Source organism: Streptomyces sp. NBC_00203 (genome assembly GCF_045206325.1).
In the GTDB taxonomy this organism is placed as follows: Bacteria; Actinomycetota; Actinomycetes; order Streptomycetales; family Streptomycetaceae; genus Streptomyces; species Streptomyces lutosisoli.
Window position 1 is genome coordinate 7,765,561 of record NZ_CP108126.1, and the last position, 13,503, is coordinate 7,779,063.

Below are 13,503 nucleotides of genomic sequence, written 5' to 3' on the forward strand. Positions count from 1 at the left end.
TGGTCGACCCTTGCGGGAGGGACACAGTGGAGTCTGGCGCAGCGACGCGGGGCAATAAGACGCGCGCGAAAGGCGGACAGTCCCTGAACAACGGGCGCACACCGCGCAATGGCACCACGGCGGTGGACACGGCTGCCCTGAACCGGCTGCTCGTGGCCCTGGTGTCGATGCGGGACGGCAACTTCCGCAAGCGGCTCACGGTTTCCGGCGACGGCGTGATGTCCGAGATTGCGGCGGTTTTCAATGAAGTGGCCGACCGTAATCTGCATCTGACGGGCGAGCTGTCGCGTGTACGGCGCATGGTCGGGCGTGAGGGAAAGCTCACGGAGCGGCTGGAGACGGGCGCCTGTGAAGGCTCGTGGGCGGCGGCGATCGACGCCTCCAACGCGCTCGTCGACGATCTCGTACGGCCTGTGTCCGAGGTCGGCCGGGTGCTGTCCGCGGTCGCGGAGGGCGACTTGTCGCCGCGTATGGAGCTGCGGGCGCAGGCGCCGGACGGCAACGGGCATCCGCTGCGCGGGGAGTTCCTCAAGGTCGGGCGGACGGTCAACAATCTGGTCGACCAGCTGTCGACGTTCACCGACGAGGTCACGCGGGTGGCCAGCGAGGTGGGTACCGAGGGCAAGCTGGGTGGGCAGGCCCGGGTGCGTGGGATGTCCGGTTCGTGGAAGGACCTCACGGATTCGGTCAACACCATGGCGTACCGGCTGACGGCCCAGGTGCGTGACATCGCTCTGGTGACGACGGCGGTCGCCAAGGGTGACTTGTCCCGGAAGGTCACGGTTCACGTGGCCGGCGAGATGCTGGAGCTCAAGAACACCGTCAACACGATGGTGGACCAGCTGTCCTCCTTCTCCTCCGAGGTGACGCGAGTCGCGCGCGAGGTGGGCACCGAGGGCGAGCTGGGCGGCCAGGCGCAGGTGCCCGGTGTGGCCGGTGTGTGGAAGGACCTCACCGATTCGGTGAACCTGATGGCCGGCAACCTCACGGCTCAGGTGCGCGGGATCGCTCAGGTGACGACGGCGGTCGCCAGCGGTGATCTGTCGCAGAAGGTGACGGTCAGCGCGCGCGGTGAAGTCGCGCAACTGGCCGAGACCATCAACCAGATGACCGAGACGCTGCGGACGTTCGCGGACGAGGTCACGCGTGTGGCCAACGAGGTCGGCGGCGAGGGGCGGCTCGGAGGGCAGGCGAACGTGCCGGGCGCGGCGGGGACGTGGAAGGACCTGACGGACTCCGTCAACACGGTCTTCCGGAACCTGACGATCCAGGTGCGCGACATCGCCGCGGTGACCACGGCCGTGGCCAACGGTGACCTTTCCCAGAAGGTCAGCGTCGAGGTCGCCGGCGAGATGCTGGAGCTGAAGAACACCGTCAACACGATGGTCGACCAGCTGTCGTCGTTCGGTGTCGAGGTCACGCGTGTGGCGCGCGAGGTCGGTGTCGAGGGTGAACTGGGCGGCCAGGCGCAGGTCCCGGGTGTGGCCGGTACCTGGAAGGACCTCACCGACTCCGTCAACACGGCGTTCCAGAACCTGACGGGCCAGGTGCGCAACATCGCGCAGGTGACGACGGCGGTCGCCAACGGTGACCTGTCGCAGAAGGTCACGGTCGATGTCTCCGGCGAGATGCTCCAGCTGAAGAACACCGTGAACACCATGGTGGATCAGCTGTCGTCGTTCGCCGACCAGGTGACGCGGATGGCCCGGGACGTGGGCACGGAGGGCCGCCTCGGCGGTCAGGCCCGCGTGGACGGTGTGAGCGGCACCTGGAAGGAACTCACCGACTCCGTCAACTTCATGGCGGGGAACCTGACTTCGCAGGTACGTCAGATCGCCCAGGTCACCACGGCGGTGGCCCGCGGTGATCTCTCGCAGAAGATCGATGTCGACGCGCGCGGCGAGATCCTGGAGCTGAAGAACACCATCAACACGATGGTCGACCAGCTTTCCGCCTTCGCGGACCAGGTGACCCGGGTGGCCCGCGAGGTGGGCACGGAAGGCCGTCTCGGCGGTCAGGCGCAGGTGCCCGGCGTTGCCGGTGTGTGGCGTGACCTGACGGACTCCGTGAACAGCATGGCGGGCAACCTGACCGCTCAGGTGCGCAACGTCGCGCAGGTCTCCACGGCGGTGGCCCGAGGCGACCTGTCGCAGAAGATCGATGTCGACGCGCGCGGCGAGATCCTTGAGCTGAAGAACACCATCAACACGATGGTGGACCAGCTGTCGAGCTTCGCGGACCAGGTGACGCGGGTGGCCCGCGAGGTGGGCACCGAGGGCATCCTCGGCGGTCAGGCCGAGGTGCAGGGTGTCTCCGGCACCTGGAAGGACCTCACGCAGTCCGTGAACTTCATGGCGAACAACCTGACCATCCAGGTGCGCAACATCTCCGAAGTGACCACCGCGGTCGCCAAGGGTGATCTGTCCAAGAAGATCACCGTCGACGCGAAGGGCGAGATCCTCGAACTCGTCACCACCGTCAACACGATGGTCGACCAGCTCTCGAACTTCGCCGAGCAGGTGAACCGGGTGGCCCGCGAGGTGGGCACCGACGGCAACCTGGGCGGTCAGGCGCGGGTGCCCGGGGTCACGGGCATCTGGAAGGACCTGACCGACAACGTCAACCTGATGGCTAACAACCTGACCAGTCAGGTGCGGAACATCTCCCAGGTCGCGACGGCGGTGGCCAACGGCGACCTCACCAAGAAGGTCACCGTCGAGGCGAGCGGCGAGGTCGCCCAGCTCGCAGACACCGTCAACACGATGGTGAAGACGCTGAGTTCGTTCGCGGACCAGGTGACCCGGGTGGCCCGCGAGGTGGGCACGGACGGCATCCTCGGCGGGCAGGCGCGCGTGCCGGGCGTGTCCGGTACGTGGAAGGACCTCACCGAGTCCGTGAACGGGATGGCGTCCAACCTGACCGGCCAGGTGCGCAACATCGCGATGGTCACGACGGCCATCGCCAAGGGTGACCTGACCAAGAAGATCGACATTGACGCGCGCGGCGAGATCCTGGAGCTCAAGACCACCATCAACACGATGGTCGACCAGCTCTCGTCCTTCGCGGAGGAGGTCACCCGAGTCGCCCGCGAGGTGGGCACCGAGGGGCAGCTGGGCGGCCAGGCACGCGTGCGTGACGTCGACGGCACCTGGCGCGACCTCACCGAGTCGGTGAACGAGATGGCCGGGAACCTGACCCGGCAGGTGCGTGCCATCGCGCGCGTGGCGACCGCGGTGACCCGCGGCGACCTGAACCTGAAGATCGACGTGGACGCCTCCGGCGAGATCCAGGAACTTCAGGACTACATCAACAAGATGATCGCCAACCTGCGCGACACCACCATCGCCAACAAGGAGCAGGACTGGCTCAAGGGCAACCTCGCCCGCATCTCCGCCCTGATGCAGGGGCGCCGCGACCTCGACGACGTGGCCTCGCTGATCATGAGCGAGCTGACACCTGTCGTCTCCGCCCAGCACGGCGCGTTCTTCCTCTCCATGCCGCTGGTCGACGGCAAGGAGGCGGTCGCCGAGGACGAGGACGCGTACGAGCTGCGCATGCTCGGGTCGTACGGCTACTCGATGGGCTCCATGCCGACGTCGTTCCGGCCTGGTGAGGCGCTGATCGGGACGGCCGCCCAGGAGAAGCGCACGATCCTGGTGGAGAACGCGCCGAGCGGCTATCTGAAGATCTCGTCGGGGCTCGGTGAGGCGCCCCCGGCGCAGGTGATCGTGCTTCCGGTGCTCTTCGAGGGGACTGTGCTCGGCGTGATCGAGCTGGCGTCGTTCACGCCGTTCACGCAGATCCAGAAGGACTTCCTGAATCAGATCGCCGAGATGATCGCGACCAGTGTGAACACGATCTCCGTCAACACCAAGACGGAGGTGCTGCTCAGGCAGTCGCAGGAGCTCACCGAGCAACTCCGCGAGCGGTCGGCCGAGTTGGAGAACCGGCAGAAGGCGCTCCAGGACTCCAACGCGGAGCTGGAGGAGAAGGCCGAGCTGCTGGCCCAGCAGAACCGGGACATCGAGGTCAAGAACACCGAGATCGAAGAGGCCCGGCAGGTCCTGGAGGAGCGCGCCGAACAGCTCGCGGTCTCCATGCGCTACAAGAGCGAGTTCCTGGCGAACATGTCGCACGAGCTGCGCACACCGCTCAACTCCCTGCTGATTCTCGCCAAGTTGCTCGCCGACAACGCGGACACGAACCTCACCCCGAAGCAGGTCGAGTTCGCCGAGACGATCCATGGCGCGGGCTCCGACCTGCTCCAGCTGATCAACGACATCCTCGATCTGTCGAAGGTCGAGGCGGGCAAGATGGACGTGTCGCCGACACGCATCGCGCTGGTCCAACTCGTCGACTACGTAGAGGCCACTTTCCGTCCGCTGACCGCGGAGAAGGGCCTCGATTTCTCCGTACGGGTCTCGCCGGAACTGCCCGCCACGCTGCACACCGACGAACAGCGCCTCCTCCAGGTGCTGCGCAACCTGCTCTCGAACGCGGTGAAGTTCACCGACTCCGGAGCGGTCGAATTGGTGATCCGGCCCGCCGGGGCGGACGTTCCGGTGGCTATCCGGGAACAGCTTCTGGAGGCCGGTTCACTGCGGGACGCGGACGCCGATCTGATCGCGTTCTCCGTGACGGACACCGGCATCGGCATCGCGGCCAGCAAGATGCGGGTCATTTTCGAGGCCTTCAAGCAGGCGGACGGCACGACAAGCAGGAAGTACGGCGGTACGGGTCTGGGGCTGTCCATCTCGCGGGAGATCGCGCGGCTGCTGGGCGGCGAGATCCACGCGCAGAGCGAGCCGGGACGCGGTTCCACGTTCACGCTGTATTTGCCGCTGCACCCCAGCGAACTGCCGCCCCAGGGCTACGGGCAGCTCGCGCCGGCGCTGGAGGCCGGGGAGTTGCTGGCCTCTGAGGCCGAGCTGTCCGGGGTCGGCATCGAGACCCCCGCCGAGGTGAAGTCGTACCAGGAGACCCAGAACGGGCCCGCCGCGCTCTTCAGGAGGCGACGCAGGGCGGTGTCCGCGGTCGACCAGCGAACCGCGCTGCCGGGCCAGCCGAACGGCGCCGGGGGCGCGGCTCAGGAGCCGTGGGCGGCTCCGGGCCAGCAGGACGCGGCGCCGCAGCCTCGCCGTGGCATCCGGTTCGAGGGCGACAAGGTGCTGATCGTCGACGACGACATCCGCAATGTGTTCGCGCTGACCAGCGTCCTTGAGCAGCACGGCCTTTCGGTGCTGTACGCCGAGAACGGCCGCGAGGGCATCGAAGTTCTGGAGCAGCACGACGATGTGACGGTCGTCCTGATGGACATCATGATGCCCGAGATGGACGGATACGCGACGACGACGGCGATTCGGCGTATGCCGCAGTTCGCCGGGCTGCCGATCATCGCGCTCACGGCGAAGGCCATGAAGGGCGACAGGGAGAAGGCAATTGAGTCAGGAGCTTCCGACTACGTGACGAAACCGGTCGATCCCGATCACCTGCTCTCTGTGATGGAGCAGTGGATGCGTGAAGGGTGACAGACTCTTGTCCGGCGAGTCCGGTAGCGACGCGATGTCGGTGACCGGAACGCCGGGCCGTGCACGCCGAACCGGCGGTGCGGCAGGCCGGACCGCGCATAACTGACTGTGGCCGAAGCCGTGTAGAAGTACGGGATTCGGGGAACCTTCTGGTCTCCCGCTACGTTTCTGCTACGTGCACAGTGACATCGCGGTGACAGGGTGTGGCGACAGGCGGGGTGCGGCTACCATGACCGGCACAAGGACGGGCGGCGCAAGGGAGTCGTCCCCTGGGGCGGCGCCCGGTGCTTCCCCAAGTCCTGCGGACAGGGGAGGCCCCATGCCGGGGCGAGGAGGGCGGGCCATGGTGCAGAAGGCCAAGATCCTCCTGGTCGATGACCGGCCGGAGAATCTGCTGGCGCTGGAGGCGATCCTCTCCGCGCTCGATCAGACACTGGTACGGGCATCGTCCGGGGAGGAAGCGCTCAAAGCGCTGCTCACGGACGACTTCGCGGTCATTCTGCTGGACGTCCAGATGCCAGGCATGGACGGTTTCGAAACCGCCGCGCACATCAAGCGGCGAGAGCGGACCCGGGACATCCCGATCATCTTCCTCACCGCCATCAACCACGGCCCGCACCACACCTTCCGGGGGTACGCGGCGGGTGCGGTGGACTACATCTCCAAGCCGTTCGACCCATGGGTGCTGCGCGCGAAGGTCTCCGTCTTCGTCGAGCTCTATATGAAGAACTGCCAACTCCGGGAGCAGGCGGCCCTGCTGCGGCTTCAGCTGGAGGGCGGCGGCAAGGCGGCACTCGGCGAGGCCAAGGAGCCCGCCGGACTCCTCGCCGAACTCTCCGCGCGGCTCGCGGCCGTTGAGGAACAGGCCGAGGCGCTGTCCAAGCAACTCGACGACGACTCGGCGGACGCGGCGGCGGTGGCGACCGCGGCCCATCTCGAACGCAAACTCACGGGGTTGCGCAGGGCACTGGACGCGTTGGAGCCGGGCACAGGGAGCGGGGCACCTTCGGTGCCGTCGCAGAACTGAGCGCCACCGAGCCGTGCGTTCTGAGTGAGCAGGCGTCAGTTTTGGTCCCAGGCAAGGGCGACACGAACGGGTGAAGCACTGGGCACACGTGTCCGCTGTCGTCTCCACCGGTAACCTCACACACATGGCCTCACGTCAGTCCGCAGCCAAGAAGCCGCCCGCGAAGAAGGCGGCCGCTCCGACGAAGGCTCCGGCGAAGAAGGCCCCCGCCAAGAAGACCGCGGCGAAGAAGCCCGCTCCCGCGCCGGCGCCCAACCCGACCGCGGGCGTGTACAAACTCGTACGCGCCGTGTGGCTGGGCATCGCGCACGCCGTCGGGGCGATGTTCCGCGGCATAGGGCGGGGCGCGAAGGGCCTCGACCCGGCGCACCGCAAGGACGGTGTCGCGCTCCTGCTGCTCGGCCTGTCCCTGATCGTCGCGGCGGGTACGTGGTCCAATCTGCGCGGCCCGGTGGGCGACCTCGTCGAGATGCTGGTGACCGGTGCCTTCGGCCGCCTCGACCTGCTCGTCCCGATACTGCTCGGCGTCATCGCGGCCCGGCTCATCCGGCACCCCGAGAAGCCCGACGCCAACGGCCGCATCGTGATCGGCCTGTCCGCGCTCGTGATCGGCGTCCTCGGTCAGGTCCACATCGCGTGCGGGGCGCCCGCGCGCAGCGACGGCATGCAGGCGATAAGGGACGCCGGCGGTCTGATCGGCTGGGGCGCGGCCACCCCGCTGACGTACACGATGGGCGACGTCCTCGCCGTACCGCTCCTTGTGCTGCTCACGATCTTCGGGCTGCTCGTCGTCACGGCGACCCCGGTCAACGCGATTCCGCAGCGGCTGCGGCTGCTCGGCCAGAAATTGGGCGTCGTCCACGCCGACGTCGACGAGGACGAACTGGGCGAGGACGACGAGCGCTACGACGACCAGTGGCGCGAGGCGCTCCCCGCGCGCTCCCGGAGGCGCTCGCGCGCCCCTGAGGAGTACGACCCCGACAGTGCCGAGCAGGAGGCGCTCACCAAGCGCCGGAGCCGCCCCAGACGCCCCGCGGTGCAGCAGCCCGACATGAACCGGCCGATGGACGCGGTGGACGTCGCCGCGGCCGCCGCAGCCGCGCTCGACGGAGCCGTGCTGCACGGGATGCCGCCCTCGCCGCTGGTCGCCGACCTGACGCAGGGCGTCACCGTGGAGCGCGACGGATACGAGGAGACGACACCCGTACCGGCCGCGCGTGCCAAGTTCCCCCCGGGCGCCAAGCGGCCCAAGCAGGAGGCCCTGCCGGTCGAGTCGGTCGTGCCCGACCTCACCAAGGCCGCGCCCGCCGAGCCGCGCGACCTGCCCCCGCGCGCGGAACAGCTCCAGCTCTCCGGCGACATCACCTACTCCCTGCCGTCGCTCGACCTCCTGGAGCGCGGCGGCCCCGGCAAGACGCGCAGCGCCGCCAACGACGCGGTCGTCGCCTCGCTGCAGAACGTCTTCATGGAGTTCAAGGTCGACGCCGCGGTCACCGGCTTCACACGCGGTCCGACGGTCACGCGCTACGAGGTCGAGCTCGGCCCCGCCGTGAAGGTCGAGCGGATCACCGCGCTCACCAAGAACATCGCGTACGCCGTCGCCAGCCCCGACGTGCGGATCATCAGCCCGATCCCCGGCAAGTCCGCGGTGGGCATCGAGATCCCGAACACCGACCGTGAGATGGTCAACCTGGGGGATGTGCTGCGGCTGGCCGATGCCGCCGAGGACGACCACCCGATGCTGGTCGCGCTCGGCAAGGACGTCGAGGGCGGCTATGTGATGGCCAACCTGGCGAAGATGCCGCACGTGCTGGTCGCCGGAGCCACCGGTTCCGGCAAATCGTCATGCATTAACTGCCTGATTACGTCCGTCATGGTCCGTGCGACCCCCGAGGACGTCCGCATGGTCCTCGTCGATCCCAAGCGGGTCGAACTGACCGCCTACGAGGGCATTCCGCACCTGATCACGCCGATCATCACCAACCCGAAGCGGGCCGCCGAGGCGCTGCAGTGGGTCGTACGGGAGATGGATCTGCGCTACGACGACCTCGCGGCGTTCGGCTACCGGCACATCGACGACTTCAACCAGGCCATCCGCGACGGCAAGCTCAAGACGCCGGAAGGCAGCGAGCGGGAGCTCAAGACCTACCCGTATCTGCTGGTGATCGTCGATGAGCTCGCCGACCTGATGATGGTCGCACCACGGGACGTCGAGGACTCGATCGTGCGCATCACGCAGCTCGCGCGCGCGGCCGGCATCCACCTGGTGCTCGCCACCCAGCGGCCGTCCGTCGACGTCGTCACCGGCCTGATCAAGGCGAACGTGCCCTCCAGGCTCGCGTTCGCCACCTCCTCGCTCGCCGACAGCCGGGTCATCCTCGACCAGCCGGGCGCCGAGAAGCTGATCGGCAAGGGCGACGGGCTGTTCCTGCCGATGGGCGCCAACAAGCCCACCCGTATGCAGGGCGCCTTCGTCACCGAGGACGAGGTCGCGGCGATCGTGCAGCACTGCAAGGACCAGATGGCGCCGGTCTTCCGGGACGACGTCACCGTGGGTACCAAGCAGAAGAAGGAGATCGACGAGGACATCGGCGACGACCTCGACCTGCTGTGCGCGGCCGCCGAGCTGGTCGTCACCTCGCAGTTCGGGTCCACCTCGATGCTCCAGCGCAAGCTGCGTGTGGGCTTCGCCAAGGCCGGGCGCCTGATGGACCTCATGGAGTCCCGGGGCATCGTCGGCCCCAGTGAGGGTTCCAAGGCGCGTGACGTTCTTGTGAAGGGTGATGAGCTGGATGGAGTGCTCGCCGTGATTCGCGGGGAAGCTGAAGCGTAGAGCCTTCGGCGGAGGAAACGGGACAGGTCGGGCACCGTGCGGATGGGTTCGCGGCGGCCGGTCATGGAGCGGGGCGTCCGACGGTGGTTCGTTGATATTCGAACGTGACTCACCCGTAAGGGAAGGGCGGGCAACCGTTTCCCTTCGGCGTACGTCAAGTTGAGCGAAGGGACACACACATGTCCCAGCATCAGGATGACCGGCCATTCTGATGGCGTACAAAGTCCCACCGCCCGGTTGCCCCACCCTTTCGTACCCCCCCTAGACTGAACCTCCAGCACAGGTGGCTACACGCTCGAAAGGCGCCCCCGTGTCCATCGGCAACTCCCCTGACGGCAACTCCCCCGAAGACGAGCGTCCGTTCGAAGACGACCGCGAGGCCGAGCAGTTCTCGATCGGCCGTGCCCTGCGGCAGGCACGCATCGAGGCCGGGCTGACTGTCGACGACGTCAGCAACGCCACCCGGGTCCGCATCGCCATCATCCACGCGATCGAGCAGGACGACTTCGCCCCCTGTGGCGGCGACGTCTACGCGCGCGGTCACATCCGGACCCTGGCACGCGCCGTCCGCCTCGATCCCGCCCCGCTGCTCGCCCGGTACGACGCCGACCACGGCGGGCGTCCCGCGCCGACGCCGGCCGCCCCGCTCTTCGAGGCGGAACGTATCCGCCCCGAGCGGCGCGGGCCGAACTGGACCGCCGCCATGGTCGCCGCGATCGTCGCGGTGATCGGCTTCGTCGGGTTCACCGTGGTCAAGGGCAGCGGCGGGGACGACACGAAGACGCAGGTCGCCGAGGGGTCCACACCGACCACCAGTACGTCGGCCTCGCCCAAGTCGGAGACCAGCAAGCCCGCCGATCCGAAGCCGGACCCCTCCGACAGCGCCATCGCGGCCGCCCCGCAGGACAAGGTGACCGTGCAGGTCAGCGCCGTGGACGGACGCAGCTGGATCTCGGCCAAGGACCACAACGGCCGGATGCTCTTCGACGGGCTGCTCAAGAAGGGTGACTCGAAGACCTTCCAGGACAGCGCGAAGATCAACCTCATCCTCGGTGACGCCGGCGCGATCCAGCTGTACGTGAACGGCAAGAAGATCGAGGACGACTTCCAGCCCGGCGCCGTCGAGCGCCTCACGTATACGAAGGGCGACCCCCAGGTCGGGTAACGGCCCAGGCCGGACAACGGCCCCAGGGCGAATAACGGTCCGAAGGGGTATGCCGGTACGGGGTTGGCCAAGATCGGCCAACCCCGTCGACGTGGGCTGTCAGCGGGACGAAGTAGTCTTGAGCCCATGCCTGAACGCCGTACCGTCGCACTCGTCACCCTTGGCTGCGCCCGTAACGAGGTGGACTCGGAGGAGCTCGCAGGCCGCTTGGAGGCGGACGGCTGGCAACTCGTGGAGGACGCCGAAGAAGCGGACGTCGCCGTCGTCAACACCTGTGGCTTCGTCGAGGCCGCCAAGAAGGACTCCGTCGACGCCCTTCTCGAAGCCAATGACCTCAAGGGGCATGGCAGAACCCAGGCCGTCGTGGCGGTGGGCTGCATGGCCGAGCGGTACGGCAAGGAGCTCGCCGAAGCGCTGCCCGAGGCCGACGGCGTGCTCGGCTTCGACGACTACGCCGACATCTCCGACCGCCTCCAGACCATCCTGAACGGCGGCATCCACGCCTCCCACACCCCGCGTGACCGGCGCAAACTGCTGCCGATCAGCCCGGCCGAGCGGCAGAGCGCCGGCGAGGAAGTGGCCCTTCCCGGCCACGGCGCCCCCACGGACCTCCCGGAGGGCGTGGCCCCGGAGTCAGGCCCCCGCGCGCCCCTGCGCCGCCGCCTGGACGGCTCCCCGGTCGCCTCGGTGAAGCTCGCCTCCGGCTGCGACCGGCGCTGCTCCTTCTGCGCCATCCCGTCCTTCCGCGGCTCCTTCATCTCGCGCCGCCCCAGCGACGTACTGAACGAGGCGCGCTGGCTCGCCGAGCAGGGCGTCAAGGAGGTCATGCTGGTCTCCGAGAACAACACCTCGTACGGCAAGGACCTCGGCGACATCCGCCTCCTGGAGACCCTGCTGCCCGAGCTGGCCGAGATCGACGGCATCGAGCGCGTGCGGGTCAGCTACCTGCAGCCCGCCGAGATGCGCCCCGGACTCATCGACGTCCTGACCTCCACGCCGGACATCGCGCCCTACTTCGACCTGTCCTTCCAGCACTCCGCACCCGACGTGCTGCGCTCGATGCGGCGCTTCGGCGACACCGACCGCTTCCTGGAACTGCTCGACACGATCCGCTCCAAGGCCCCGCAGGCCGGTGTGCGGTCCAACTTCATCGTGGGCTTCCCCGGCGAGACCGACGCCGACCTCGCCGAGCTGGAGCGGTTCCTCACGGGCGCGCGCCTCGACGCGATCGGCGTCTTCGGGTATTCCGACGAGGACGGCACCGAGGCGGCGACGTACGAGAACAAGCTCGACCAGGACGTGGTCGACGAGCGCCTCGCGCGTGTGTCCCGGCTCGCCGAGGAACTGGTCGCGCAGCGTGCCGAGGAGCGCGTCGGCGAGACCGTTCAGGTGCTCGTCGAGTCGATCGACGACGAGGAGGGCGCGATCGGCCGCGCCGCCCACCAGGCGCCCGAGACGGACGGCCAGGTGATCTTCACGAGCAGCGAGGGTCTCACCGTGGGCCGTATCGTCGAGGCCAAGGTGGTCGGCACGGAAGGTGTCGACCTGGTGGCCGAGCCGCTCCTGGGCGCGCTCCCGTGTACTGAGGAGGCGGGCAGATGACCGGAGTCCCGGCATCCGCGGCGGGCAGCTCCCCCAGCGCGAAAGGTGCGGCGGGCGCGCCCGGCGCATCCGGTGCTCCCGGGGGCTCGAAGCCGGCGCGGGCCGGGAAGCTGGGCGCTGCGGCCGTCAACCAGGCCAGCCTCTGGAACATCGCCAACATCCTGACCATGATCCGGCTCGTCCTCGTGCCGGGCTTCGTGGCGCTGATGCTGGCCGACGGCGGGTACGACCCCGCCATGCGCGCGTGGGCCTGGGCGGCCTTCGCCGTCGCCATGATCACCGACATCTTCGACGGCCATCTGGCGCGCACGTACAACCTGGTCACCGACTTCGGGAAGATCGCCGACCCCATCGCCGACAAGGCGATCATGGGCGCGGCGCTGATCTGTCTGTCCTCGCTCGGCGATCTGCCGTGGTGGGTGACGGGAGTGATCCTCGGGCGTGAGCTCGGGATCACCCTGCTGCGCTTCGTGGTGATCCGTTACGGGGTCATCCCGGCGAGCCGCGGCGGCAAGCTGAAGACGCTGGCCCAGGGCACGGCGGTCGGGATGTACATCCTGGCGCTGACGGGGGCGCTGGCCACCCTGAGGTTCTGGGTGATGGCCGTGGCGGTCGTCCTGACGGTCGTCACCGGGCTCGACTATGTGAGACAGGCCATTGTGCTGCGCAGGCGTGGAATCGCCGAGCGGCAGGCGGCGGCCGAGGAGGCGGAGCGGTGAGTTCCACGGCCGCCGAAGTGCTGCGACTACTCACGGTGAGGGGCGAGACGCTCGCCGTTGCCGAGTCGCTCACCGGTGGTCTGGTGGCGGCGGAGATCACCGCGACGCCGGGTGCCTCCAAGGCCTTCCGGGGTTCCGTGACCGCGTACGCCACCCAACTCAAGCACGAGCTGCTGGGTGTCGACGCCACTCTGCTGGCCGAGCGCGGCGCGGTGGATCCGCAGGTCGCGGCCCAGATGGCGGTGGGTGTGCGCAAGGCGCTCGGTGCCGACTGGGGGATCGCGACCACGGGTGTCGCCGGTCCCGAGCCCCAGGACGGACACCCGGTCGGCACGGTTTTCGTGGCCGTCGACGGCCCGTCCGAAGCATCTTTTCATGCCGCTGGTGGCGGGAAAGTGATACCGCTGCGGTTGAACGGCGATCGGGCGGAAATCCGTATGGAGAGTGTACGGAGCGTACTCGCACTGCTCCTGAAGGAGCTTGCGGGCGAACAGACCGGGAATGAGCGGGCACAGGATACGGAACAGAACGGGGGGTTTTGATGTTTGCAGCCCTGAGTGAACACGACATCGCTCCCCGCACGGCCGCGGCGCAAGGCGGTACGGTGGGGCGTGAAGGATGCGGCTACG

General features: G+C 68.3%; 7 protein-coding genes. All 7 read left to right on the forward strand.

The window, feature by feature from the left end:
* The first annotated feature begins 26 nt into the window (after positions 1-26).
* Positions 27-5,528, forward strand: a complete 5,502-nt coding sequence (locus OG975_RS34715; RefSeq protein WP_406333256.1) for a HAMP domain-containing protein — start codon at positions 27-29, stop codon at positions 5,526-5,528.
* Positions 5,529-5,871: 343 nt separating this feature from the next.
* Complete coding sequence (locus OG975_RS34720; protein ID WP_028802361.1) at positions 5,872-6,555, forward strand: two-component system response regulator; 684 nt, start codon at positions 5,872-5,874, stop codon at positions 6,553-6,555.
* Between the two features lie 124 nt (positions 6,556-6,679).
* Complete coding sequence (locus tag OG975_RS34725) at positions 6,680-9,388, forward strand: DNA translocase FtsK (RefSeq protein WP_406333257.1); 2,709 nt, start codon at positions 6,680-6,682, stop codon at positions 9,386-9,388.
* A 310-nt stretch (positions 9,389-9,698) separates the two neighbouring features.
* Positions 9,699-10,553: a helix-turn-helix domain-containing protein gene (locus tag OG975_RS34730; protein WP_406333259.1), complete on the forward strand. Its 855-nt coding sequence runs from the start codon at positions 9,699-9,701 to the stop codon at positions 10,551-10,553.
* Between the two features lie 126 nt (positions 10,554-10,679).
* Positions 10,680-12,155, forward strand: coding sequence for a 30S ribosomal protein S12 methylthiotransferase RimO (gene rimO / locus OG975_RS34735; RefSeq protein ID WP_406333261.1), 1,476 nt, complete (start codon positions 10,680-10,682; stop codon positions 12,153-12,155).
* Positions 12,152-12,874, forward strand: a complete 723-nt coding sequence (gene pgsA, locus OG975_RS34740; RefSeq protein WP_406333262.1) for a CDP-diacylglycerol--glycerol-3-phosphate 3-phosphatidyltransferase — start codon at positions 12,152-12,154, stop codon at positions 12,872-12,874. The genes rimO and pgsA overlap by 4 nt, the downstream gene beginning before the upstream one ends.
* Complete coding sequence (locus tag OG975_RS34745) at positions 12,871-13,416, forward strand: CinA family protein (protein WP_406333263.1); 546 nt, start codon at positions 12,871-12,873, stop codon at positions 13,414-13,416. Before pgsA ends, OG975_RS34745 begins: the two co-directional genes overlap by 4 nt.
* Positions 13,417-13,503: the final 87 nt, after the last annotated feature.

Bases quoted from the DNA above. Each gene is read 5' to 3' on its own strand.
- OG975_RS34720 (WP_028802361.1), top strand. From the start codon at position 5,872: ATGGTGCAGAAGGCCAAGATCCTCCTGGTCGATGACCGGCCGGAGAAT.
- OG975_RS34725 (WP_406333257.1), top strand. From the start codon at position 6,680: ATGGCCTCACGTCAGTCCGCAGCCAAGAAGCCGCCCGCGAAGAAGGCG.
- rimO (WP_406333261.1), top strand. From the start codon at position 10,680: ATGCCTGAACGCCGTACCGTCGCACTCGTCACCCTTGGCTGCGCCCGT.
- pgsA (WP_406333262.1), top strand. From the start codon at position 12,152: ATGACCGGAGTCCCGGCATCCGCGGCGGGCAGCTCCCCCAGCGCGAAA.